This is a genomic window from Extensimonas perlucida, assembly GCF_007655255.1.
GTDB classification, from domain to species: Bacteria; Pseudomonadota; Gammaproteobacteria; order Burkholderiales; family Burkholderiaceae_C; genus Extensimonas; species Extensimonas perlucida.
The window spans coordinates 215,133-238,642 of sequence record NZ_VMYE01000002.1; the positions used below are offsets into that span (position 1 = coordinate 215,133).

A 23,510-nucleotide genomic window follows, 5' to 3' on the forward strand; every position below is an offset into this window, starting at 1 on the left:
TACCGGGCTGCCGGTGATTTTGCAGCGCCGCAGGGGCCCGGCGCTGACTTGCATCAAGACATTGGCGCGTGGGGCTGACAATTTTGTCGTACGGGAATGTCCTTTGGTGGGCTGCAGGCAGGAAATGCGCGGCCGTTGCCATCTTGGCAATGCCGCATTCCGGCTGCGGCGCCGTCAGCGCTGCTCGAACACCATTTTTGTGTCCGCCAGCTCGAGCTGGTCGCCGCTGCGCAGCAGCACGGGCGCGCTGCCTATGGGGGTGCCGTTGAGCCGGGGCGCCTCGGGGCCGTCCACGTGGGCGAGCATGAAGCCCTGGCTGCGGCGCGTGATGGAGGCCACGGCCACGCCCGGCTTGCCCAGCGTGGTGACGACTTTTTGCAGCACCATTTCGCGCCCCGCGGCGGCGCCCGAGAGCACGCGCACGCTGGCCGTGGGCAGGGGTTCGGGCAGCGGCGCCATGGCAGAGGGGCGCAAGGGGGTGGGGCTGTTGTCTTCGAGCAGGCGCAGCGTGTATTTGCCCACCTGCACCGTGTCACCATGGCGCAGCAGGCTGCGGCGCACGGGCTTGCCGTTGACGTAGGTGCCGTTGGTGCTGCCCAGGTCTTCGATGGCGACCTCGCCGCCCTGCAGGTGCAGCACGGCGTGTTCGCCGCTCACGGCCAGGTTGTCGATCACGATGTCGTTGTAGGGCCGGCGGCCTACGCTGGTGTATTCCTTGGTCAGCGGCACTTCGCGGGTCATGAGACCGTCGATGGCAATGATCACGCGCGGCATGGCTTGGGGCTCCTGGTGGGTTGCAGTCTTGGTGTGCGTGGTGTGCGTGGTGGGCGGCAGCGGCGGCCCTGGGCGGCAGGGGGCAGGGTGTCAGGCGGAACGCCAGCGTGTGAGGATACCGCGTTTGGCGGCGCCGACTTTGGCGCGAACGGCCCCTGCGACCTTGGCTCCGATTCGGGCGCCTACCTTGGCCTGCACCAGCAGCACGCTGATGTTGTCGCGCCCGCCGTGGGCGTTGGCGCTGTCTATGAGCAGGGCGGCTTTTTCGGTCAGCGGCATGGGGGCGCGCAGGATTTCGGCCAGCTCGGCGTCGGCCACCATGTCGGTCAGGCCGTCCGAGCACAGCAGGTACAGGTCGTGCTCCGCCACGGTGAATTCGTTGATGTCGGCCGCAGCATGCGGCTCACTGCCCAGGGCGCGTGTGATCAGGTTGCGCATGCCCACGGTGGCGGCCTGCGCGGGTGTGAGCAGGCCGGCGTCTATCTGTTCCTGCAGCCAGGAGTGGTCGCGCGTGAGCTGCTGCAGCGTGCCCGCGCGCAGGCGGTAGCAGCGCGAGTCGCCAATGTGCGCGAGGACGAGCTGCCGGCGCACGAACAGCGCCGCCACAAAGGTGGTGCCCATGCCCGCACAGGCAGGCTGGGTGCGTGCCGCGTGCCAGATGCGCTGGTTGGCGTGGCTGATGCTGGCCTGCAATGCCGCACGTGCTGCCTCTGCCGATGCCAGCGGGCCGGCCTGGGCATGCCACTGGGCGATGTCGGCGCGCACCGTGGTGATGGCCATGGCGCTGGCGACTTCGCCGGCGTTGTAGCCGCCCATGCCGTCGGCCAGCAGCCCGAGCTGGGTGGCGCGGTCGAAGGCTGCGGCGTCTTCGTTGTTGGGGCGCAGCCGGCCGCGGTCGGTGCGGGCGGCAAATTCGTAGCGCATGGCGGCGGGGTGGGGGGTGGGTGCTGGGTGCGTTGGCGCCTGGACGTGCGGGCTTTGGGGTGGGGCGCGGCGCGGGTCAGGTGCCGGCAGGCGGCGGGGTGCGGCCTTGCCAGAGTCTGCCCACGCCGGCCACCGAGGTTGCGCCCGTTGTGTCAGGACTTTGTAACACAAAACAAAGCGCCCGGAACCGAAGTTGCGGGCGCTTGGGGATGAACCAGGGCAGGGAAATGCTTACTTCGTGAGTGCCGCCTTGGCGAGTTTGCCGAGCTCGGAGGGGTTGCGCGTGACGATGAAGCCGCATTCTTCCATCACGGCGAGCTTGGCCTCGGCCGTGTCGGCGCCGCCCGCAATGAGCGCGCCGGCGTGGCCCATGCGCTTGCCGGGCGGGGCGGTGACGCCGGCGATGAAGCCGATGATGGGCTTTTGCATGTTTTCCTTGCACCAGCGCGCGGCGATGGCTTCGTCGGGGCCGCCGATCTCGCCGATCATGATGACGGCGTCGGTTTCGGGGTCGTCGTTGAAGGCTTTCATCACGTCGATGTGCTTGAGGCCGTTGATCGGGTCGCCGCCAATGCCCACGGCGCTCGACTGGCCCAGGCCCACTTCGGTGAGCATGGCAACCGCCTCATAGGTGAGCGTGCCCGAGCGGCTGACCACGCCGACGCGGCCCTTGCGGTGGATGTGGCCGGGCATGATGCCGATCTTGATCTCGTCCGGGGTGATGAGGCCGGGGCAGTTGGGGCCGAGCAGCAAAGTCTCTTTGCCGCCGGCGGCGACTTTGGCCTTCATTTTGTTGCGCACGATGAGCATGTCGCGCACGGGGATGCCCTCGGTGATGCAGACCACGAGGTCGAGGTCGGCCTCGACGGCTTCCCAGATGGCTTCGGCAGCGCCGGCCGGGGGCACGTAAATGACCGAGACGGTGGCGCCGGTCTGCTGTGCGGCCTCTTTGACCGAGGCGTAGATGGGGATGTTGAAGATCGATTCACCGGCCTTTTTGGGGTTCACGCCGGCGACGAAGCAGTTTTTGCCGTTGGCGTATTCCTGGCACTTTTCCGTGTGAAACTGGCCGGTCTTGCCGGTGATGCCCTGGGTGATGACTTTGGTGTCTTTGTTGATGTAGATCGACATGGCTTTTCCTGATCTTGCTGATGCGGCAGTGTGCGCCCGCGCCTTTTGCTTTTACTTGGCCACCGCAGCCACGATCTTGGTCGCGGCTTCGGCCATGGTGTCGGCGGGGATGATGGGCAGGCCGGATTCTGCGAGCATTTTCTTGCCCAGCTCTTCGTTGGTGCCCTTCATGCGCACGACCAGCGGCACCGAGAGGTTCACGGCCTTGCAGGCGGTGATTACGCCGGTGGCGATGGTGTCGCACTTCATGATGCCGCCGAAGATGTTGACCAGAATGCCCTTGACCTTGGGGTTCTTGAGCATGATCTTGAAGGCTTCGGTGACTTTTTCTGCCGTGGCGCCGCCGCCCACGTCGAGGAAGTTGGCCGGCTCGCCGCCGAAGAGCTTGATGGTGTCCATGGTTGCCATGGCAAGGCCGGCGCCGTTGACCAGGCAGCCGATGTTGCCGTCGAGGCTGATGTAGGCGAGGTCGAACTTGGAGGCTTCGACTTCGGCCGGGTCTTCTTCGTCGAGGTCGCGCAGGGCGACGATTTCAGGGTGGCGAAAGAGCGCGTTGTCGTCGAAGTTGAACTTGGCGTCGAGCGCGATGAGGCGGTTTTGGCTGTCGCGGTTGAGCGGGTTGATCTCGACCAGCGAGGCGTCGGTGTCCATGTAGCACTTATAGAGCTTTTGGAACATGTCTATGGCCTGCGCCATGGAGGCCTCGGGCAGGCCGATGCCGGTGGCGATCTTGCGCGCCTGCGCTTCGGTCAGGCCGACGAGCGGGTTGATGTATTCGGTGATGATTTTTTCGGGCGTGGCGTGGGCCACTTCCTCGATGTCCATGCCGCCTTCGCTCGAGGCGATGAAGGCCACGCTCTGCGTGGCGCGGTCGGTCAGCAGCGAGACGTAATATTCTTTTTGGATGTCTGCGCCTTCTTCGATATAGAGGCGCCGCACTTTCTGCCCTTCGGGGCCGGTCTGGTGCGTGACGAGCTGCATGCCCAGAATCTGGCTGGCAAGCTCTTTGACCTGATCCACGCTCTTGGCCAGCTTGACGCCGCCGCCCTTGCCGCGCCCGCCGGCGTGGATCTGCGCCTTGACGACCCAGACCGGGCCGCCGAGCTTTTGCGCGGCTTCGACTGCTTCTTGCACCGTGAACGCAGGAATGCCGCGCGGCACGGTCACCCCAAAATTGCGCAGGATTTCCTTGGCTTGGTATTCGTGAATCTTCATGAGGCCTCTCTCAGGGAAGGATGACAACAGCCCGTCTGTCGAGCCAAGAACCACAGGCTGTCAGTGACAAGGGATATGGCAGCTGGCGAATGTATCATGCTGCGGCGCATCATTTAGGCGACAGCGAGTGTCCCTCGGGCGCTGGTAGGAGATTTCCATGTTCAAGGTATTCATCGACGGCGAGGCCGGCACCACGGGTCTGCAAATTCGCGAGCGCCTGCAGGCCATGCCGCAGATCACGCTGCTGAGCATCGCGCCCGAGCAGCGCAAGGACCCGGCGGCCAAGCGCGCGCTGCTGGCCGAGGCGGACCTGGTGGTGCTGTGCCTGCACGACGACGCGGCGCGCGAGAGCGTGGCGCTGGTCGCGCAGGTGGAGGCCGCCACGGGCCGTACGATCAAGGTGATAGACGCAAGTACCGCGCACCGCACGGCGCCGGGCTGGGTGTTTGGCTTTCCTGAGCTCGTGCCCGGCCAGGCGGATGCCGTGCGCCAGGCGCGGCGCGTGGCGAACCCGGGCTGCTACGCGACCGGGGCGATCGCGCTGCTGCGCCCGCTGGTGGACGCAGGATTGGTGCCGCCGGACTTTGCGCTCGCGCTGCCGGCGGTGAGCGGCTATTCGGGCGGGGGGCGCAGCATGATTGAAGCGCATGAGCAGGGCACGGCGCCGCCGTTCGAGCTCTACGCGCTCGCGCTGCAGCACAAGCATGTGCCCGAGATCATGCGCTACGCCGGCCTCACGCGCCGCCCGATCTTCGTGCCCGGCGTGGGCAACTTCCGCCAGGGCATGCTCGTGCAGGTGCCGCTGCACCTGGACTTGCTGCCCGGCGCGCCCAGGGCGAGTGATCTGCACGACGCGCTTGCCGCACACTATGCGCGCAGCAACACGCCCGCGCAGTGGGTGCAGGTGCTGCCGCCCACGCAGGACGGCCGGCTCGACGCGACGGCCGTGAACGACACCAACCAGCTCGAGCTGCGCGTGTTCGCCAACGAGGCCGAGCGCCAGGCGGTGCTGGTCGCGCGCCTGGACAACCTGGGCAAGGGTGCGAGCGGCGCGGCGGTGCAGAATTTGCAGCTGATGCTTGGCGGCTGAACTTTTGATGCTTTTATATCGATAGCTGCTTGTGCTTTCGTATCAATGGGTTGAGGCCAAAAACATCTAAAACCTGGTGGTTTTGCCGTCCGGCGCCAGGGAGCGCCCGGTGTCGTGGCCCAGTGCGCGAAATGCCGGGTAAATTCCTTGTTTTCATCGCAATGGGCGCGGATTGATCCGATACATTCGGGTTTGCTGCGTGCGTGCGCTACGGCTTGCGTGCGCGTCCAAACCGTTGTCATCGATCCCGACTTCATTCAGCCCGAGCCCGCATGTTCGTCATCATTGGTTATGTTCTGAGCCTGGTGTGCGTTTTCGGCGTGTTCATATTGCACGGCGGAAACATCATGGTGGTGCTGCACGCGCTGCCTTTCGAGATGGCCACCATCGGCGGCGCGGCGGTGGGGGCATTTTTGGTGAGCAACCAGCCCAAGGTCATCAAAGCCACGCTCAAGGCGCTGGGCGGCGTGCTCAAGAGCTCCAAATACACCAAGGCGCGTTATCTGGAGCTCATGACCATGCTCTATGAAATTTTGCAAAAGGCGCGCAAGGAAGGGCTGATGGCAATCGAGAAGGACGTGGAAGCGCCCAGCGAGTCGGAAATATTCAGCAAATTCCCAGTGGTTGGAAAGGATCACCACGTGATCGAATTCACGACCGACTATCTGCGCATGATGGTGTCGGGCAACCTCAATGCGCACGAGATCGAGTCGCTGATGGACGCCGAAATAGACACCCACCACGAAGAGGCGCATGCGCCCGTGGCCGCGCTCAACCGTGTGGCGGGGGGCTTGCCGGCGTTCGGCATCGTGGCGGCGGTGCTGGGCGTGGTGAATACCATGGGCGCCGTGGGGCAGCCGCCTGCAGTGCTTGGCGGCATGGTGGGCTCCGCATTGGTGGGCACGTTTTTGGGGATTTTGCTGGCCTACGCCTTCGTCGAGCCGCTGGCGGCGCTGATCGAGCAGAAAGTCGAAGACGCCGGCAAAGAGCTGCTGTGCATCAAGAGCACGCTGCTGGCGAGCATGCAGGGTTACAACCCGGCAACGGCGATAGAGTTTGGTCGCAAGGTGCTGTTTTCGGGCGATAGGCCGGATTTTGCCGAGCTCGAGAACCACGTGCGCGGCAAGAAATAAAGCCGTGCCGCTGCCTCACCGACCTGCAGTTTTTTCCTGACGGACTACGCCATGGCCGACAAGAAACTTCAGCCCATCATCATCAAGCGGGTCAAAAAGGGCGGTCACGCGGCGCACGGCGGCGCCTGGAAGATCGCCTACGCCGACTTCATGACGGCCATGATGGCGTTTTTTCTGCTGATGTGGCTGCTGGGCTCGACCACCGAGGGTGATCGCAAGGGCATTGCAGACTACTTCAGCTCGCCGCTCAAAGTTTCTCTTGCCGGCGGCAGCGGGGCGGGCAACAGTTCGAGCGTCATTCCGGGCGGAGGCAACGACCTGGCCAGGGTACACGGCCAGGTGCGGCGCGCGGAGCCTTCGGCAAAAGATGCGATGCGCAATGTTGACAGCCCGCGCACGGCTCGCTCCAAAGATGACGGGGCGCGTATTCGGGCGCTGCAAAAGCGCCTGGACGCTGCGATCACGGCCAACCCGCGCCTCAACGAATACCGCTCGCAGATCCGCATAGACCTCACGCCCGACGGCCTGCAGGTGCAGATCGTGGACGAGCAGAATCGCCCCATGTTCGACAGCGGCAGCGCCGTGGTCAAGCCCTACATGCGCGACATCCTGCATGCGATCGGCGCAGCGCTGAGCGACGTGGACACCAGCATCAGCCTGGCGGGCCACACCGACGCCACACCCTACACCAACGGCGAGCGCGGCTACAGCAATTGGGAGCTCTCGGCCGACCGCGCGAACGCTGCGCGGCGCGAGCTGATCGCGGCCGGCATGCCCGAGGCCAAGCTCGCGCGCGTGGTGGGGCTTGCGGCCAGCGACCTGCTCGAGCCCGACAACCCGCGCGCGCCGCTGAATCGGCGCATCACCATCACGGTGCTCACGCACGAGGCCGAAGAGCGCCTGCTGAACAAAAAACCCGTGATCGTGCCTGCGGCAGAATTGGCGGCGCAAAAGAGCGAAAATCCCGCCTCGACCGCGCAGCCGTAACGAGTTGTCACAATAGCGGTGCATTCCACCATTTTGGCTATCTTCTGCCATTCCTGACCGAAAGGGTCCCCGACGTGAGCCATGCCCTTCGTTTTTTGATCGTCGATGATTTTTCCACGATGCGCCGCATCGTGCGCAATCTGCTCAAGGAGAGCGGCTACCCCGACGCCGACGAGGCCGAGGACGGCGTGGCCGCTCTCAACAAGTTGCGCAGCAGCAAGTTCGATTTCGTCGTCACCGACATCAACATGCCCAACATGAACGGCTTCGAACTGCTCAAGGAAATCAAGAAGGACGAGCAGCTCAAGCATCTGCCAGTGCTCATGGTGACCGCCGAGGCGCGCAAGGAAGACATCGTGGCCGCGGCGCAGGGCGGTGCAGCGGGCTACATCGTCAAGCCCTTCACCAAGGCCACGCTGGAAGAAAAGGTGGGCCTGATTCTGCAGAAGATGGGGCTGGGCAAAGCATGACGGCGCCTGACGATGGCGCTGGCGCAGCGGATGCTGCGCGCAGCGCGGACGACGTCCACCACAAAATCGGCCGCCTCGCGCGCCAGTTGCACGACGCGCTCAACGAGCTCGGTTTTGCCGATCGGCTGCGCAGCTCCATGGGCGAGCTGCCCGACGCGCAAAGCCGGCTGTCCTACATCGCCCGGCTCACGGGGGAGGCTGCCGAAAAGGTGCTCAGCCACGTCGAGCAGGCCAAGGCGCAAAACGATCACATCACGGCGCAAACGCTGCGCGTCAAGGCGCTGCTCGTCAAAGACCCCGTGGCCGCCGTCGCCAAGGGCGAGGTGATGAACTACCTGCTGGACATGGAGCGGTTTGCCCAGGAGGCCGACACGCACCTGACCGAAATCATGATGGCGCAGGATTTTCACGACCTCACGGGCCAGGTGATTGCGCGCGTCGTCAACCTCACGGCGACGCTGGAGCGGCAGCTGGTGGAGTTGCTGATCCAGACGGCGCCGGCGGATGCCCCCATGCCCGCCATGCCGGCGCAAACCGAGCGCCCGCACCTGCCCGGCCCGGTGGTGGACCCCGAGCACACGCCCGACGTCGTGACCAGCCAATCGCAAGTGGATGACTTGCTGGCCAGCCTTGGTTTTTGAAAAGGCGCAGAAAATTGGGGTCAGATTCCAATTTTCGGCTGCGCCAATGTATGCAAAAATAAGCCTATAGCGCTTATCTGGTAAGCGCTCATAGCTCCTAAATATATAGTGTCATCCCTTTGCGCGCACAGCGTCCTGCACGAGGTCTTCGGTTACGAGCAGTTCCGCGGCCCGCAGCAGGACATCGTCGAGCACGTGATCGCCGGCGGCGATGCGCTGGTGCTCATGCCCACGGGCGGCGGCAAATCGCTGTGCTACCAGATTCCGGCCATCGTGCGTCAGCGGCAGGGGCGCGGCGTGGCCATCGTGGTCTCTCCGCTGATCGCGCTCATGCACGACCAGGTCGGCGCGCTGCACGAAGCAGGCGTCGAGGCCGCGTACCTCAATTCGACGCAGGACTTCCAAGCCACGCAGGAGGTCGAGCTGCGTCTGCTCGCCGGCGCGCTCACGCTGCTCTACGTGGCGCCCGAGCGGCTCAACACGCCGCGCTTTCTGGGCCTGCTCGACAGCCTCTACCACGAAGGGCACCTGAGCCTGTTCGCGATCGACGAGGCGCACTGCGTGAGCCAGTGGGGGCACGACTTCCGCCCCGAGTACCGCACGCTCACCCTGCTGCACGAGCGCTACCCCGAAGTGCCCCGCATCGCGCTCACGGCCACGGCCGATGCGCTCACGCGCGCCGACATCGTCGAGCGTCTGCAGCTCGAAAACGCGCGCCAGTTCGTGAGCAGCTTCGACCGCCCCAACATCCGCTACCGCATCGTCGAAAAAAAGGACCCGACCGCACAGCTGCTGCGCTTCATCAGCCAGGAGCACGCGGGCGAGGCCGGCATCGTCTATTGCCAGTCGCGCCGGCGCGTCGAAGAAGTCGCCGCCCTGCTGCAAGAGGCCGGCATCCCCGCGCTGCCCTACCACGCGGGCCTGGCGCACGGCGTGCGCCAGCAGCACCAGGATCGATTCCTGCGCGAAGAGGGGCTCGTGATGGTCGCCACCATCGCCTTCGGCATGGGCATAGACAAGCCGGACGTGCGCTTCGTCGCGCACCTCGATATGCCCAAGAATATCGAAGGCTACTACCAGGAAACCGGCCGCGCGGGCCGCGATGGCCTGCCCGCCGACGCCTGGATGGCCTATGGCCTGCAGGATGTGGTTAACCAGCGCCGCATGATCGACGAAAGCCCCGCCGCCGAGGCGTTCAAGCAAACGCTGCGCGGCAAGCTCGACGCCCTGCTGGCGCTGGCCGAAGCCACCGACTGCCGCCGCGTGCGCCTGCTGGGCTACTTCGGCGAAGCGGCCACGCCCTGCGGCAATTGCGACAATTGCCTCGCGCCGCCCGCAGTGTGGGACGCCACCGAGGCCGCGCGCAAGCTGCTCTCGACCATCTACCGCGCGCAGCAGGCCAGCGGCATCAGCTTTGGCGTGGGCCACATCCTGGACATCGTGCGCGGGCGCAAGACGGAAAAGGTGGAACAGTTCGGGCACGAGCGGCTTTCCACCTTCGGCATAGGCGCCGAGTTCAGCGAAGCGCAGCTGCGCGGCGTGCTGCGCCAGCTGCTCGCGCTGGGCGCGGTGGGCGTGCACAAGGTGCTGCTCGAAGGCGGCCGCAGCGTGGACACGCTGTGCCTGACCGAAGGCTCGCGCGCCGTGCTGCGCGGCGAACGCGCAGTGCAGCTGCGCGCCGCCAGCGCCGCGCCCGCACCCGCGGTGCGCCGCACACGCCGCCCCGCGGCCCCGCCGGCGGCCGCGAGCGCGCTCGGACCCGACGCGCAGGCGCTGTTCATCAACCTCAAAGCCTGGCGCGCCGAAGTCGCCCGCGCACACAACCTGCCCGCCTACGTGATCTTCCACGACGCCACGCTCGCCGCCATCGCCGAGCAACGCCCCACCACGCTCGAGGACTTGCAAGGCATCAGCGGCATGGGCAGCAAAAAGCTGCAGGCCTACGGCGAGGAAGTGCTGCGCATCTGCCGGGCGGGGTGAGGGGGAAATTGGGGTCAGATTCCAATTTTTTCGCCCTCGTCATTGGGAGTACCGCAAGCCCCGCGGCAATCCATGCCCGCGAATCCACGCAGCGCCCCATGCACAGGCTGCCTTGGATTGCCGCGCCCCTGCGGGGCTCGCAATGACGGGTGTTTGAACCCAGATTGTCCATTAGGCGGTGCTACGCACCTACGCGGGCGCTGGCAGGCGCCTGACGGCCATTTTGGCCGCTGCCTCGGCGTCCATGGCACCGGCCATGGACTTCTCCTCAGCAGCCAAACTGCCGCGCCAGCCACCTCGCCATCATCCCACGTCCTAATGAACAATCTGGGTTGAAAGAAGGGCCGAGCGCAGCGACGGCCCGTGTGGTATTCCTTTGCCCTTCTGTATGCGCCGAGGAGCGCAGCGCCCGGCGGGAAAAGGGCGCGCGACTGTTTGAGCGAAGCGCAGCGCAGCGAGTTTCGCGCGACCCCGCCGGGCGCGAGCACCGCAGGTTGCCCTGGGCGCCGTTCAGGCGCACAGGGACGCAGACAGCAGGGTCGCCTTCTTTTGCCTTCTTTTCTTGGCGAGACAAGAAAAGAAGGTGCGCCGCCGGGCGCATCTCCCGGCACCCACCCTTGGCCCCTTCGCTTTCGCAAATAATTGGAATCTGACCCCAATTAAGGGCATCGCAGGCGCGATGCACGCGCCGGGAATTGGAATCTGACCCCAATTTCTGCATGTTTTTGGCCATTTACGCAGACGCAGCAAGCGCAAGCAGCTACCAAAACCATACAAAACCCACCGCATCCAGCCCATGCTAAGCTGATCGCCATCACTGTTTTGCACGGAGAAAAACCCATGCCCGGCCTGCTGCCCGATGTCGATCCCGACGGTCTGCTCGAATTTTCGGTGGTCTATACCGACCGCGCGCTCAACCACATGTCCAAGCGCTTCGTGGGCGCGATGCAGGAAATTCTCGCCACGCTCAAAGAGGTGTACCACGCGCAGGCGGCCGTCATCGTGCCTGGCAGCGGCACCTTTGGCATGGAGGCCGTGGCGCGGCAGTTTGCGCAGCGGCAGAAGGTGCTGATCGTGCGCAACGGCTGGTTCAGCTACCGCTGGAGCCAGATTCTGGAAATGGGTGGCTTTGCCGGCGAGGCCATGGTCTGCAAGGCGCGCCAGCAGGGTGCGGGCGCGCAGGCACCCTGGGCGCCGTGCCCGGCCGCCGAAGTGGCCGCGCGCATCCGCGCCGAGCGGCCTGCCGTGGTGTTTGCCCCGCATGTCGAAACCGCGAGCGGCATCGTGCTGCCCGACGACTACCTGCGCACCGTGGCCGAGGCCGCGCACGACGTGGGCGCGCTGTTCGTGCTCGACTGCGTGGCCTCGGGCGCGCTGTGGGTGGACATGCAGGCGCTGGGCGTCGACGTGCTGATCTCGGCGCCGCAAAAAGGCTGGAGCGGCCCGCCCTGCTGCGCCCTGGTGATGCTGGGCGCACGTGCGCGCGCCGCCATCGAGGGCACGACGAGCAACAGCTTTGCCTGCGACCTCAAAAAATGGCTGCAGATCGCCGAGGGCTACGAAAAGGGCCAGCACGCCTACCACGCGACCATGCCCACGGATGCGCTCGTGCGCCTGCGCGACGTGATGCGCGAGGCGCGCGCGCATGGCTTCGACCAACTGCGCGCCGAGCAAATCGAGCTGGGCGCCAAGGTGCGCGCGCTGCTCGAATCGCGCGGCTTTGCGAGCGTCGCCGCCGAGGGCTACAAGGCGCCCGGCGTGGTCGTGAGCTACACCACCGACCCGGGCATCCAAAGCGGCAAAAAGTTCGCCGAAGTCGGTCTGCAGACGGCCGCGGGCGTACCGCTGCAGTGCGGCGAGGGGCCGGACTTCATGACGTTTCGCATGGGCCTGTTCGGGCTCGACAAGTGGCAGCACGTCGAGCGCACCGTGGGCCACCTGGCGGCGGCGCTGGATCGCATCGCGGCGCAGGCGTAATGGGGCGTTGCGCGCCGATATTTGTGCGCTGGGTGATATGGTTTTAGTAGCAATCGTTGCGGACTTTGCGACGTGACAGACCAGGCCCGCGCACTGCAAAAAGCCAAGCGGCAGGCGGGCGCCTTGCTCGTGCTGATGGCGGCGCTGTTCGCTGCGAGCTACGCGCTGCCGCGTGGCCTGGGCGCGGACTGCCTGCGCGCCATGGCCGAGGCTGCGATCGTCGGCGGCCTGGCCGACTGGTTCGCCGTCTCGGCGCTGTTCAGACGCATCCCGCTGCCGCTGCTGCAGCGCCACACCGACATCGTGGTGCGCAACAAGGAGCGCATAGGCGGCAACCTCGCGCGCTTCGTGCGCGACAAATTCCTCGACCCGCCTTCGCTCGTGGCGCTGATCCGCCGCAACCCGCCCACGGCGCTGCTCGCGCAGTGGCTCAACACGCCGGCGAATGCCGAGCTGCTCGGGCGCCAACTCGCGCGGCTCGCACTCGCGGCGCTCGAGATGGTGGAAGATGCGCAGGTGCAGCGCCTGCTGCGGGCCGCGGCGCGCACGCTGATCGGCCAGCTCGACCTCACGCGCTCCATGGCTGCGGTGCTGCAGGCGCTCACGCACGAGGGCCGGCACCAGGCGGTGCTCGATGATCTGCTTGAACGCCTCGCGCAGCTGTTGCGCGCCGAAGACACGCGCGCCTTCATCGCCGCGACCATCGTGCAATGGCTCAAGCGCGAACATCCGCTCAAGGAAAAGGTGCTGCCCAGCGAATGGCTCAGCGACAAGGGCGCGAATGCGATCGCACACGCCGTGGAAAGCCTGCTCGCCGAAATCGCGCGCAACCCCGAACACCAGCTGCGCGACGCGCTCGATGATGCGCTGCAGCGCCTGATAGTGCGGCTGCAAAGCGACCCGGCCTGGGAGCGCAAGGGCGAAGAAATCCGCCGCTATCTGCAGACCGACCCCACGGTGGGCGCGTATGCCGAGTCGCTGTGGGGCGGGCTGCGCCAACGCCTGCAGCGCGATCTGGCTGACGAGCATTCGGCGCTCGTGCGCCGCATCGCCGGCATGGGCCAGTGGCTCGGGCGCGCGCTCGCGGGCGACGCACTGCTGCGCGAGCGCCTAGACGCCCAGCTCGAGCTCTGGGCCGTGCAATGGGCGCCCGAGGTGTCGCAGTTCTTCGCCCAGCACATCGAGGGCACGGTGCAGCGCTGGGACGCGCGCGAGATGGCGCAGCTGCTGGAGCTGCACCTCGGGCCCGATTTGCAGCACATCCGCATCAACGGCACGCTGGTGGGCGGGCTGATCGGCTTGCTGCTGTTCGCCCTGTCGCACGCGGGGGCGCTGTACGCGGCGATGCGGGATGTGCTGGGAAGGTGAGCGAGCGGTTGCTTGGCTGGCGGATGGTGCGGATGGGGGAGAAATTGGAATCCGCCCCAAATTTCCGCGCGGCAAAGGCCGAGCGTAGCGAAGGCCCGTGTGGTATCCCCGCCCTTCTGTATGCGCCGAGGAGCGCAGCGCCCGGCGGGAAAAGGGCGCGCGATGTTTGAGCGCAGCGAGTTTCGCGCGACCCCGCCGGGTGCGAGCACCGCAGCTTGCCCTGACCGCCGCGAGGCGGGCAGGGACGCAGACAGCAGGGTCGCCTTCTTTTGCCTACTTTTCTTGGCGAGACAAGAAAAGTAGGTGCGCCGCCGGGCGCAATTCCCGGCACCCGCCCATCGCGCAATAACCCCCGCAAATAATTGGAATCTGACCCCAATTTTCTGACCCCAATTTTCTGCAATTTTCTACTCAAGGCTTTCCGATCAGCGCAATGGCTTTGCGGCGCACCTGCGACAGTTCGGCCGCAGTCACCTTGCCTTTGCGCGTTGCTTTGCGCGCCTTCCAGTCCACACTCTTCACCTGATCGGACAGCACGGCGCTGGGCTTGTTACCGGCGATCACGACCTCGAACGGATAGCCCTTGATCTGCGTGGTCATCGGGCAGCACAGCATAAGTCCGGCGCGCGCGTTGTAGCTCGCCGGGCTCAGCACGAGCGCCGGCCTATGCCCGGCTTGTTCGTGCCCTGCCTGAGGGTCGAAAAGCAGCCAAACGATGTCGCCAGCATCCGGCACATACGGCCCCATGCCTCATGCCCCCTCGATCGGGGGTGCGATCTCGTGCGCCGCCTTCTGCATCAGAAAGCCTCTTTGCCGACCGCCGGGCCGAAGCCGACCTCGCCATGCAGGTTATCGGGCGTGATGCCCGCAATGAGCGCTTCTAGCTCGTCCTCGCGCACCGGCTCGATGATGATGCGCCCGCCTTCCTCGCGCACGTCCACGGGCTGATCGACACGCAGCCGAGTTGCCGCCATGACGGCGGCCGGGATGCGTACCGAAGCGCTATTGCCCCATTTTTTCACGAGAACTCTCACGATGAGCCTTGATGTATCAACAAATGTAGATACTATACTGGCGGGCGTAGGGCGTGGCAACGGTCGTTGGGGAAAAAATTGCAATCTGACCCCAATTTCCTACGACCCCAATTTCCGCGCGGAAAAGGCCGAGCGTAGCGAAGGCCCGTGTGGTATCCCCGCCCTTCTGTATGCGCCGAGGAGCGCAGCGCCCGGCGGATAAAGGGCGCGCGATTGTTTGAGCGCAGCGAGTTTCGCGCGACCCCGCCGGGTGCGAGCACCGCAGCTTGCCCTGGGCGCCGTTCAGGCGCACAGGGACGCAGACAGTAGGGTCGCCTTCTTTTGCCTACTTTTCTTGGCGAGACAAGAAAAGTAGGTGCGCCGCCGGGCGCATCTCCCGGCACCCACCCATCGCGCAATAACCCCCGCAAATAATTGGAATCTGACCCCAATTTCTGTTTTGCCTACTTTTCTTGGCGAGACAAGAAAAGTAGGTGCGCCGCCGGGCGCATCTCCCGGCACCCACCCATCGCGCAATAACCCCCGCAAATAATTGGAATCTGACCCCAATTTCTGCTGCAAGCCATAGCCACTGCGAAGATCGAGATCGCGGCATCCACAGCTCTTTGGCTGGAGTATGAATCCGTGCTCAAGCGGGATGAGATTCGTGCTCTGCACGGCTTCAGCGCTGCAGAGATTGACACCATGCTTTCTGCGCTGGCCGTTTGGGTGCATCCGGTGATGCTGCACTACGTCTGGCGGCCCCAATTGCGCGATCCGGGCGATGAGATGGTGCTTGAGGCGGCCGTGAATGGGCAAGTCCAGGCCATTGTGACGCACAACACACGTGACTTTGTACGGGTTGCCCCAAGTTTTGGTTTGCAGGTAATGACCCCTGCCGAACTGCTTTTGATGATGGAGGTGCAGCGATGAGCACTTTTGCATTGCGTCTGCCTGAGTCTCTTTATGCGCATGCCAAGTTATTGGCCGAGCGAGATCAGGCTTCTTTGAATCAATTCATTACTGTGGCTGTTGCCGAGAAGGTGTCTGCCTTGCAGACGGCCGAATTTTTTGCACAGCGCGCCGGGAATGCCCAAAAAGACGATCTGGCCAAGCTTTTGTTGCAAGTAAAAGGCCGCAAACCGCTGCAGGGTGATGAATTGCCGAACTGAGTGCGGTATGGCATGACGGAAAATTGGGGACGGTTTTCAATTCCTCCCCCGGCACGCCGCACCCCGCCTCAAAACCGCTCCAGCTGCGGGTGCGCGAGTTGCCCGCCGCGCACCAGCATCTTGCCGTACTCGGCGCAGCGGTGCAGCGTGGGGATGACTTTGCCGGGGTTGAGCAGCCCGGCGGGGTCGAAGGCGGCCTTGAGGGCGACCATCTGCGCGTTTTCCTCGGCGGAAAACTGCACGCACATGGAGTTGAGCTTTTCCACGCCCACGCCGTGCTCGCCCGTCACGGTGCCGCCCATGGCGACGCTGGTTTCGAGGATGTCGGCGCCGAAGCGCTCGCAGCGGTGCAGCTGGTCGGGGTCGTTGGCGTCGAACAGGATCAGCGGGTGCAGGTTGCCGTCGCCCGCGTGGAACACGTTCACGCAGCGCAGCTGGTACTTGCGCTCCATCGCGGCGATGGCCTGCAGCATGTCAGCGAGGCGCTTGCGCGGGATGGTCGAGTCCATGCACATGTAGTCGGGGCTGATGCGGCCGCTCGCGGGGAAGGCGTTTTTGCGTCCGCTCCAAAAGCGCAGGCGCTCTTCCTCGGACTGACTTACTGCGATTTTGGTAGCGCCTGCGGCAAGCAGCACCTGCGTCATGCGCTCGATTTCCTCTTGCACTTCGGCGGGCGTGCCGTCGCTTTCGCACAGCAGGATGGCGGCGGCGTCAAGGTCGTAGCCCGCGTGCACGAAGTCTTCGACCGCGGCGGTCATGGGCTTGTCCATCATCTCCAGCCCGGCCGGGATGATGCCGGCGGCGATCACTTCGGCCACGGCCTCGCCGGCTTTGCGCACGTCGTCGAAGCTCGCCATGATGCAGCGCGCAAGCTGCGGTTTGGGGATCAGGCGCACCGTGACTTCGGTGGTCACGGCCAGCATGCCTTCGCTGCCCATCACCGCAGCGAGCAGGTCGTAGCCGGGCGCATCGAGCGCCTCGCTGCCGAATTCGACGGGTTCGCCCTCGACGGTGAAGCCGCGCACGCGCAGCACGTTGTGCACCGTAAGGCCGTATTTGAGGCAGTGCACGCCGCCCGAGTTCTCGGCCACGTTGCCGCCTATGGTGCAGGCGATCTGGCTGCTCGGGTCGGGCGCGTAATACAGGCCGTGGGGCGCGGCGGCTTCGCTGATGGCGAGGTTGCGCACGCCGCACTGCACGCGTGCGGTGCGTGCAAGCGGGTCGAGCTGCAGGATGCGGTTGAAGCGCGCGAGCGAGAGCGTCACGCCCATGGCGTGCGGCAGCGCCCCGCCCGAGAGCCCCGTGCCCGCACCGCGCGCGACCACGGGCACCTGCAGCGCGTGGCAGGTTTGCAGCACGGCCTGCACCTGCGCCTCGGTTTCAGGCAGGCACACGGCCAGCGGGCGCTGGCGATAGGCCGTGAGGCCGTCGCACTCGTAGGGCGTGGTGTCTTCGCTGTGCCACAGCAGCATGTGCGCGGGCAGCACGCGCTGCAGGGCGTGCACGATTTCGGCCTGGCGCTGCTGGCGGGCGGCGGACGGGGCGGCGGCGGGCGGAGTGGAGGGGGTGTGCATGGCGTGGCTCGGCAGATCTGTCAGAACAGGTTCTCAGAAGCCGATTTTCGCCCCGGCGCCGAGCAAGGTGGCCACGCCCAGCGCGGCAAAGACGGCGGCGGCGAGCGCGCGCACGAGCTTCATCGGGATTTTGGCCGCGAGCTTGTCGCCCACGAACACGGCGGGCACGTCGGCGATCAGCATTCCGAGCGTGGTGCCGGCCACGACCAGCAGCGGCGTGCCGTAGTGCGCCGCCATGGCCACGGTGGCGATCTGCGTTTTATCCCCCATTTCGGCCAGGAAGAAGGTGAGCAGCGTGGCGCCGAACACGCCCAGGCGCTGGGCCACGTGGGCGCCGTCTTCTGCCATCTCGTCGGGGATCAGCGTCCACACGGCCATGCCGACGAAAGACAGCCCCAGCACCCAGCGCAATACTTCAGGGCGCACGTGGGCGGTGATCCACGCACCGAGCGCACCCGCCAGGCCATGGTTGGCGATGGTGGCCAGCAGGATGCCAAGGATGATGGGGGCCGGTTTTTTGAACCGGGCTGCCAGCAGGAAGGCGAGCAGCTGCGTCTTGTCGCCGATTTCGGCGAGCGCGACGACGCCGGTCGAGACCAGGACGGACTCGAGGAGCATGGGTGGAACCTTTGACGATCTTTGCGCGAAAGGCGCGGATCGTAAAGGTTTTGTGCGCTGCGCTCAGCCGCTCACATGCGAAACACCGCGTACTGCGTCTCTTTGGCCGGGGTGCGCCCGGCCATGGCGAGCAGCTCGGCGAGCACGGGGCGCGTCTGCACGGGGTCTATGACCATGTCGCACCAGAGCTGGCGCGCCCAGTCCATGGCGCCGGCAGACTCGGCCGCGCCGCTGGCCGCGCCCGTGGGCGCGCCTATGGTGGCGCGTAGTGCGGCGCGTGCGTTGGGCCACATCAGCAGCGCGTTGGGCTTGAGCGCGCGCCCGCACAGCGCGTAGTAGGCCGCGCCGTAAGCGTGGCCGGTGATCAGCGTGAACTTGGGCACGTCGGCATTGGCCACGGCGTTCATGAGCTTGGCGCCGTGCTTGCCCACGCCCTGGCGCTCGGACTCCTCGCCCGACAAAAAGCCCGGCGAATCGGCAAGGAACAGCAGCGGGATGTCGCGCTGGCCGCACAGCTCGATGAAGTGCGCCCCCTTGGCGCCGGCCTGCGCCGTGAGCGCGCCGTTGCCCGCGAGCACGCCGACTTCAATGCCCTCGAAGTGCGCAAAGCCCGTGACCAGCGTCTCGCCGTGCAGCTGCTTGAACTCCTGAAAGCGGCTGCCATCGACGAGGCGCGCGATGACTTCGTGCGCGGTGTAAGGGTCATCGGCGTGCGTGCGCGCCAGGCCGTAGAGCTCGGCCGGGTCGTAGCGCGGCGGCTCTGCTTGGGCGCGCGTCCAGCGCAGGCGCGGCGGCTCGCCCAGGTGCGCGACGATGTGGCGCGTGATCTCGAGCGCGTGCCGGTCGTCGTCGGCGATGTGGTCGGTCACGCCGGAGAGGCGGCTGTGCATCTCGGCGCCGCCCAGGGGTTCTATGCCTATGACCTCGCCAGTCGCGGCGAACACCAGCTGCGGGCTGCCGAGGAACATCGCGCCCTGCTTGCGGATGATCACCACCTCGTCACACAGCGCGGGGATGTAGGCGCCGCCCGCGGTCGAGGGGCCGTGCACGATGGCGATCTGCGCAATGCCCTCGGACGACATCTTGACCTGGTTGTACATGATGGAGCCGGCATGGCCCTCGTCGGGAAAGATGTTGGCCAGATCGGGCAGAAAGCCGCCGCCGGACTGCACCATGGTGATGCAGGGCAGGCGGTGCTGCCACGCGAACAGCTGCGCGCGCGTGTGCTTTTTCGTGGTCATGCCGAACATGGTGCCGCCCTTCACGGTGGCGTCGTTGATGATCAGCATGCACGCGCGCCCGCAGACCCAGCCCACGCCGGTGATGATGGTCGCGCCCGGTGGCACGCCCTCGTACATGTCGGCGCCCGCGAGCTGGGCGAGCTCGATGAACGGCGTGCCGGGGTCGGTCAGCGCGGTGATGCGCTCGCGCGGCAGCATCTGCCCGCGCTCCTGGTGCAGCTTGCGCGCCTTGGCGCTGCCGCCCTGCAGGGCCTCGGCACTGCGCTCCTGGAGCTGCGCCAGGTAGCGCTGGTAGGCCGCGCACCGTTGCTGGAAGGCCGGATCGTCGGTGGCGACCTGGGACGCGATCGTGGGCAGTGCGGTCAAAGTCATGGCTTGGGCTTGGTGAACTAACAAATGTTTGTTATCTTACATACCTTCGGATGTTTTTTGCAACGCAGTTTTTTCCCCTTCGCCCTTCAGCCATGAACCACCACCGCAGCGCCCCCCACTTCGCGCCCATTGCCGCCGGCGCCCCCCGGCCCGAGAGGAGTTTGTCATGAGCGTCATGAAGTCCTCGCTCTCGACCGGCACGCCGGAATTTCAGGCCAACCAGGCCGCTTACGCGGCGCGCATCGCCGACCTGCATGCACGTCGCGCTGCCGCGCTGGCCGCAGGCCCGCTGCCCGCGCAGGAAAAGCTGCGCCAAGCCAAGCAGCTGCTGGCGCGCGAGCGCGTCGCGGCATTGCTCGATGCGGGCTCGCCTTTTCTGGAGCTGTGCCAGCTCGGCGGCGAAGGGCTGTATCCGGGGCAGGCGCCCGGTGCGGCCATCGTCACGGGCGTGGGCGTGGTTGCGGGGCGGCCGTGCATGGTGATTGCCAACGATGCGAGTGTCGATGGCGGCAGCTACAACGCCATCACCTGCAAAAAGCACGTGCGCGCGCTGCGCTTTGCCTGGCAACACCGTCTGCCCTGCATCACGCTCGCGCAGCCCGCGCCGCCTGCCGAAAAGGATGAACCCGGCGTGTTCCCAGACGACGGGCAGTTCGGCTCCATTTACTACTACCAGCTGCGCATGTCGCGCGAGGGCGTGCCGCAGATCGCGAGCGTGCACGGCCCGGCGGCCGACATCCTGGCGTTTGCACCCGCGCTGTGCGACCAGGTGGTGATGGTGCGCAAGCAAGGCGCGCTGGCCTTCGGCCCCGAGCCCGCACTCGCTGCCGGCGACGCCGAGCGCCAGACCACGCTCAGCGGCACCGCGGACAACCTGGCCGAAAACGACAGCCACGCCATGGCCATGCTGCGCGACATCGTCGCCAACCTCGGCGACCTGCCGCGCCAGCGCCGCGACGTGGCCCCGCCGCGCGCGCCACTGCACGACCCGCGCGAGATCCACGGCATCATCAGCGCCGACCCGCGCATCCCCACCGACAACCGCGAGATCGTGCTGCGCCTGATCGACGGCAGCGAGCTGCACGAGTTCAAGCCCGGTTACGGCGACACGCTGATCACCGGCTTTGCGCGCATCATGGGCTTCGAGATCGGCATCCTGTGCAACAACGGCGTGCTGTTTTCCGAAAGCGCGATGAAGGCCACGCAGTTCATCGAACTGTGCTGCCAGCGCGGCATTCCGCTGCTGTTCATGGCCGACATCAACGGCTTCATGGTCGGGCGCGAGGCCGAGGAGGCCGGCATCGCCAAGCACGGCGCAAAGATGATCACCGCCATGACCAGCGCCAACGTGCCCAAATACACGCTGATCATCGGCGGCTCCTACGGCGCGGGCTACCTGGCGATGTGCGGGCGCCCGTTCAAGCCCAATGCGATGATCATGTGGCCCAACGGCCGCGCCGCCATCATGGGCCCCGAGCAGGCCGCGACCACGCTCGCCATGGTCAAGGACGACCAGCACAAGCGCGACGGCACGAGCTGGACCGACGAAGAGCGCGAGGCCTACAAGGCCCCCGTGCGCAAGACCTTCGAGGACTTTGCCAACGCCTACAACTTCGCGCGCCACACCTGGTGCGACATGGTCATAGACCCCGTGGAGACGCGCACCGTGATGGGCATGCTGCTCGATCTGGCCGGCTGCGTGCCCGAAGTTCCCACGCGCTACGGCGTCTATCGCATGTGAGGGCCGTTTTCATGTTCAAGAAAATACTGATAGCCAACCGTGGCGAAATCGCCTGCCGCATCGCGCGCACCTGCCGGCGCCTGGGCGTGGAAGTGGCGGGCGTGCACTCGGTGGCCGACCGCGACGCGCTGCATGTCAAGGAAATCGGCGAGTCGATCGAAATCGGCGGCGCTCCGGCGTCCGAGAGCTACCTGCGCATCGACGCCGTGATCGCCGCGGCCAAGGCCACGGGCGCGCAGGCCATCCATCCCGGTTTCGGCTTTCTGGCCGAAAACGCCGCGTTTGCGCGCGCCGTCGAGGCCGCGGGCCTGGTCTTCATCGGCCCCACGGGCGAGGTCATCGACCGCCTGGGCGACAAGGCCGCAGCCAAGCAAGAGGCGCAGGCCGCGGGCGTGCCCACGGTGCCAGGCAGCCTCACGCCCAGCGAAGACCGCGCCGAAATCGCCGCGCTGGTGCGCCAGACCGGCCTGCCCGTGATGCTCAAGGCCGCGGCCGGCGGTGGTGGCAAGGGCATGCGCGCGATCGCACAGCTCGCGGGCCTGGAGGACGAAATCGACGCCGCCATGCGCGAAGCCAAGAGCTCGTTCGGCAGCGCCGGCCTGATCGTTGAAAAACTCGTCGAGCGCGGCCGCCACATCGAGGTGCAGATCGTGGGCGACGGCAAGGGCCATGTGATCCACCTGTTCGAGCGCGAATGCACGCTGCAGCGCCGCCACCAGAAGCTCATCGAAGAAGCGCCCGCGGCCCAGCTCGACCCCGAGCTGCGCGCACGCATGACGGCCGACGCCGTGCGCCTGGGCCAGCGCCTGAAGTACCGCGGCGTGGGCACGGTGGAGTTCATCGTCGGCGGCGAGGACTACTACTTCCTCGAAGTCAACCCACGCCTGCAGGTCGAGCACCCTGTGACTGAGGAGGTCACGGGCCTGGACATCGTCGAGCTCATGTTGCGCATCGCCGCGGGCGAGGGCCTGCCGCTGCACCAGGAGGACGTGCACTTGCGCGGCCACGCGGTCGAGGCGCGCATCTGCGCCGAAGACCCGGCGGCGGGCTTTCTGCCCTCCACGGGGCGGCTCGTGCAGGTGCGCTTCCCGCGTGAGGGCGTGCGCGTGGAAACCGGCATCGAGGCGGGGATGGAGGTCACGCCCTACTACGACCCCATGCTCGCCAAGCTCATCACGCACGCCGAAACGCGCGACGCCGCGCTCGACCGCCTGCGCCAGGCGCTCGACGACACGGCCATCTTCGGCGTCACGACGAACTGCGACTTCCTCAAGCGCCTGATCGACCTGCCCGAGACGCGCAGCGCGCGCTTTCACACGCGCCTGATCGACGAGCAGATCGCCAGCTGGGACTTGCGCGCCGCACAGCAGACGCGCCAGACACTCGCGCTCGCGGCCTATTACTGGCTCTACGCGCAGCGCCGCAATGCAGCGCGGCCACTGTGGCAAGGCTGGGGCCACAGCGGCTGGAGCCTGGGCACGGGCGACGAGAGCCTCAGCGCCGCACCCAGCCTGCACATGGCCTACACGGGCGGTAGCGTGGCGATCCGCTTCGCGCCGTTGCAGACCGACGGCAGCATGTGCATAGGCGTGGGCGACGACTGCCTGCGCGTGGCGCTGCAGCCCGTGGGCGCGGACGAGTTTTTGGCCATCATTGAAGCGCGGCGCGAGCGCGTGCGCCTGCACCAGGACGGCGACACGCTGTACCTGCACGACCGCCAGGGCGTACACGCGTTCCAGGCCGTGCCTTACCTGTCGTACATCAGCGCGGCGGCGCAGGCCAGCGGCGAGCTCAAGGCGCCGATGATGGGCTTGATCCTCAAGGTGAACGCCGCCGTGGGCGAGCATGTCGAAAAAGGCGCCGTGGTGGCGCTGCTCGAATCCATGAAGATGGAAATGCGCATCTGCGCCGAATGCGCAGGCACCGTGACCGCGATCCACTGCCAGGCTGGGCAAACGGTGGAGCGCAACGCCATCGTCGCGGTGATAGAGCCGGACGAGGAGGCTTGAGGCGGCTCTCCCAAGCAGGCAGGCCGGTGGGAGCGGGCGTCCCATCCGGCTTGTATGGCAGCCCGCACACGCTGCATGGG

21 protein-coding genes are annotated in these 23,510 nt (G+C 66.2%); 12 read left to right on the forward strand and 9 right to left on the reverse strand.

The window, feature by feature from the left end; genetic code table 11:
• Positions 1-174: 174 nt before the first annotated feature.
• The 4 genes from FK527_RS03555 to sucC all read right to left on the reverse strand — a co-directional run bounded on the left by FK527_RS03555 (position 175) and on the right by sucC (position 4,044).
• Complete coding sequence (locus FK527_RS03555; RefSeq protein ID WP_144729752.1) at positions 175-774, reverse strand: FHA domain-containing protein; 600 nt, start codon at positions 772-774, stop codon at positions 175-177.
• Between the two features lie 90 nt (positions 775-864).
• A complete protein-coding gene (locus FK527_RS03560; protein WP_144729755.1) occupies positions 865-1,698 on the reverse strand; it encodes a Stp1/IreP family PP2C-type Ser/Thr phosphatase in 834 nt (277 codons plus the stop codon).
• A 231-nt stretch (positions 1,699-1,929) separates the two neighbouring features.
• Positions 1,930-2,829: a succinate--CoA ligase subunit alpha gene (sucD, locus tag FK527_RS03565; RefSeq protein ID WP_144729758.1), complete on the reverse strand. Its 900-nt coding sequence runs from the start codon at positions 2,827-2,829 to the stop codon at positions 1,930-1,932.
• A 51-nt stretch (positions 2,830-2,880) separates the two neighbouring features.
• Positions 2,881-4,044 (reverse strand): ADP-forming succinate--CoA ligase subunit beta, encoded by a 1,164-nt coding sequence (gene sucC / locus FK527_RS03570; RefSeq protein ID WP_144729760.1) that lies wholly within the window; start codon positions 4,042-4,044, stop codon positions 2,881-2,883.
• Between the two features lie 157 nt (positions 4,045-4,201).
• Between sucC and argC the strand changes: the two genes are divergently transcribed.
• The 8 genes from argC to FK527_RS03610 all read left to right on the forward strand — a co-directional run bounded on the left by argC (position 4,202) and on the right by FK527_RS03610 (position 13,690).
• Entirely contained in the window at positions 4,202-5,134 is a 933-nt protein-coding gene (gene argC, locus FK527_RS03575; RefSeq protein WP_144729763.1) for an N-acetyl-gamma-glutamyl-phosphate reductase, read from the forward strand.
• Positions 5,135-5,406: 272 nt separating this feature from the next.
• On the forward strand, positions 5,407-6,267 hold the full coding sequence (gene motA / locus FK527_RS03580; protein ID WP_144729766.1) for a flagellar motor stator protein MotA: 861 nt from the start codon (positions 5,407-5,409) through the stop codon (positions 6,265-6,267).
• Between the two features lie 51 nt (positions 6,268-6,318).
• On the forward strand, positions 6,319-7,254 hold the full coding sequence (gene motB / locus FK527_RS03585; RefSeq protein ID WP_144729769.1) for a flagellar motor protein MotB: 936 nt from the start codon (positions 6,319-6,321) through the stop codon (positions 7,252-7,254).
• A 74-nt stretch (positions 7,255-7,328) separates the two neighbouring features.
• Entirely contained in the window at positions 7,329-7,724 is a 396-nt protein-coding gene (gene cheY, locus FK527_RS03590; RefSeq protein WP_144729772.1) for a chemotaxis response regulator CheY, read from the forward strand.
• Positions 7,721-8,365, forward strand: coding sequence for a protein phosphatase CheZ (locus FK527_RS03595; protein ID WP_144729775.1), 645 nt, complete (start codon positions 7,721-7,723; stop codon positions 8,363-8,365). The genes cheY and FK527_RS03595 overlap by 4 nt, the downstream gene beginning before the upstream one ends.
• A 108-nt stretch (positions 8,366-8,473) precedes the next feature.
• Positions 8,474-10,345 (forward strand): DNA helicase RecQ, encoded by a 1,872-nt coding sequence (recQ, locus tag FK527_RS03600; protein ID WP_144729777.1) that lies wholly within the window; start codon positions 8,474-8,476, stop codon positions 10,343-10,345.
• An 840-nt stretch (positions 10,346-11,185) separates the two neighbouring features.
• Entirely contained in the window at positions 11,186-12,322 is a 1,137-nt protein-coding gene (locus FK527_RS03605; RefSeq protein WP_144729780.1) for an aminotransferase class V-fold PLP-dependent enzyme, read from the forward strand.
• Between the two features lie 72 nt (positions 12,323-12,394).
• Entirely contained in the window at positions 12,395-13,690 is a 1,296-nt protein-coding gene (locus FK527_RS03610) for a DUF445 domain-containing protein (RefSeq protein WP_246072652.1), read from the forward strand.
• Positions 13,691-14,101: 411 nt separating this feature from the next.
• Here the strand turns inward: FK527_RS03610 and mazF are convergent, their stop codons facing one another.
• Positions 14,102-14,437 carry an endoribonuclease MazF gene (gene mazF, locus FK527_RS03615; RefSeq protein WP_144729782.1) on the reverse strand — a complete coding sequence of 112 codons (336 nt, stop codon included), beginning with the start codon at positions 14,435-14,437 and terminating at the stop codon, positions 14,102-14,104.
• A 50-nt stretch (positions 14,438-14,487) separates the two neighbouring features.
• A complete protein-coding gene (locus FK527_RS03620; RefSeq protein WP_144729785.1) occupies positions 14,488-14,724 on the reverse strand; it encodes an AbrB/MazE/SpoVT family DNA-binding domain-containing protein in 237 nt (78 codons plus the stop codon).
• A 555-nt stretch (positions 14,725-15,279) separates the two neighbouring features.
• Here FK527_RS03620 and FK527_RS03625 point away from each other — a divergent pair.
• Together FK527_RS03625 and FK527_RS03630 are read left to right on the forward strand one after the other, a co-directional pair.
• Positions 15,280-15,636, forward strand: coding sequence for a PIN domain-containing protein (locus FK527_RS03625; RefSeq protein WP_144729788.1), 357 nt, complete (start codon positions 15,280-15,282; stop codon positions 15,634-15,636).
• Positions 15,633-15,875, forward strand: coding sequence for a toxin-antitoxin system HicB family antitoxin (locus FK527_RS03630; RefSeq protein ID WP_144729791.1), 243 nt, complete (start codon positions 15,633-15,635; stop codon positions 15,873-15,875). The genes FK527_RS03625 and FK527_RS03630 overlap by 4 nt, the downstream gene beginning before the upstream one ends.
• A 68-nt stretch (positions 15,876-15,943) precedes the next feature.
• Here the strand turns inward: FK527_RS03630 and FK527_RS03635 are convergent, their stop codons facing one another.
• The 3 genes from FK527_RS03635 to FK527_RS03645 form a co-directional block, all read right to left on the reverse strand.
• Entirely contained in the window at positions 15,944-17,449 is a 1,506-nt protein-coding gene (locus FK527_RS03635; RefSeq protein ID WP_144729794.1) for an FAD-linked oxidase C-terminal domain-containing protein, read from the reverse strand.
• Positions 17,450-17,482: 33 nt separating this feature from the next.
• Positions 17,483-18,067, reverse strand: coding sequence for a TMEM165/GDT1 family protein (locus FK527_RS03640; RefSeq protein WP_144729797.1), 585 nt, complete (start codon positions 18,065-18,067; stop codon positions 17,483-17,485).
• A 71-nt stretch (positions 18,068-18,138) separates the two neighbouring features.
• Entirely contained in the window at positions 18,139-19,665 is a 1,527-nt protein-coding gene (locus FK527_RS03645; RefSeq protein ID WP_425460401.1) for an acyl-CoA carboxylase subunit beta, read from the reverse strand.
• A 181-nt stretch (positions 19,666-19,846) separates the two neighbouring features.
• On the opposite strand from FK527_RS03645, the gene FK527_RS03650 reads away from it, so the two are divergent.
• Complete coding sequence (locus FK527_RS03650) at positions 19,847-21,421, forward strand: carboxyl transferase domain-containing protein (RefSeq protein WP_144729803.1); 1,575 nt, start codon at positions 19,847-19,849, stop codon at positions 21,419-21,421.
• A gap of 11 nt (positions 21,422-21,432) precedes the next feature.
• A complete protein-coding gene (locus FK527_RS03655; protein WP_144729806.1) occupies positions 21,433-23,430 on the forward strand; it encodes an acetyl/propionyl/methylcrotonyl-CoA carboxylase subunit alpha in 1,998 nt (665 codons plus the stop codon).
• Positions 23,431-23,510 lie beyond the last annotated feature (80 nt).

Bases quoted from the DNA above. Each gene is read 5' to 3' on its own strand.
- FK527_RS03555 (WP_144729752.1), bottom strand. From the start codon at position 774: ATGCCGCGCGTGATCATTGCCATCGACGGTCTCATGACCCGCGAAGTG.
- FK527_RS03560 (WP_144729755.1), bottom strand. From the start codon at position 1,698: ATGCGCTACGAATTTGCCGCCCGCACCGACCGCGGCCGGCTGCGCCCC.
- sucD (WP_144729758.1), bottom strand. From the start codon at position 2,829: ATGTCGATCTACATCAACAAAGACACCAAAGTCATCACCCAGGGCATC.
- sucC (WP_144729760.1), bottom strand. From the start codon at position 4,044: ATGAAGATTCACGAATACCAAGCCAAGGAAATCCTGCGCAATTTTGGG.
- argC (WP_144729763.1), top strand. From the start codon at position 4,202: ATGTTCAAGGTATTCATCGACGGCGAGGCCGGCACCACGGGTCTGCAA.
- motA (WP_144729766.1), top strand. From the start codon at position 5,407: ATGTTCGTCATCATTGGTTATGTTCTGAGCCTGGTGTGCGTTTTCGGC.
- motB (WP_144729769.1), top strand. From the start codon at position 6,319: ATGGCCGACAAGAAACTTCAGCCCATCATCATCAAGCGGGTCAAAAAG.
- FK527_RS03595 (WP_144729775.1), top strand. From the start codon at position 7,721: ATGACGGCGCCTGACGATGGCGCTGGCGCAGCGGATGCTGCGCGCAGC.
- FK527_RS03605 (WP_144729780.1), top strand. From the start codon at position 11,186: ATGCCCGGCCTGCTGCCCGATGTCGATCCCGACGGTCTGCTCGAATTT.
- mazF (WP_144729782.1), bottom strand. From the start codon at position 14,437: ATGGGGCCGTATGTGCCGGATGCTGGCGACATCGTTTGGCTGCTTTTC.
- FK527_RS03630 (WP_144729791.1), top strand. From the start codon at position 15,633: ATGAGCACTTTTGCATTGCGTCTGCCTGAGTCTCTTTATGCGCATGCC.
- FK527_RS03635 (WP_144729794.1), bottom strand. From the start codon at position 17,449: ATGCACACCCCCTCCACTCCGCCCGCCGCCGCCCCGTCCGCCGCCCGC.
- FK527_RS03640 (WP_144729797.1), bottom strand. From the start codon at position 18,067: ATGCTCCTCGAGTCCGTCCTGGTCTCGACCGGCGTCGTCGCGCTCGCC.
- FK527_RS03650 (WP_144729803.1), top strand. From the start codon at position 19,847: ATGAGCGTCATGAAGTCCTCGCTCTCGACCGGCACGCCGGAATTTCAG.
- FK527_RS03655 (WP_144729806.1), top strand. From the start codon at position 21,433: ATGTTCAAGAAAATACTGATAGCCAACCGTGGCGAAATCGCCTGCCGC.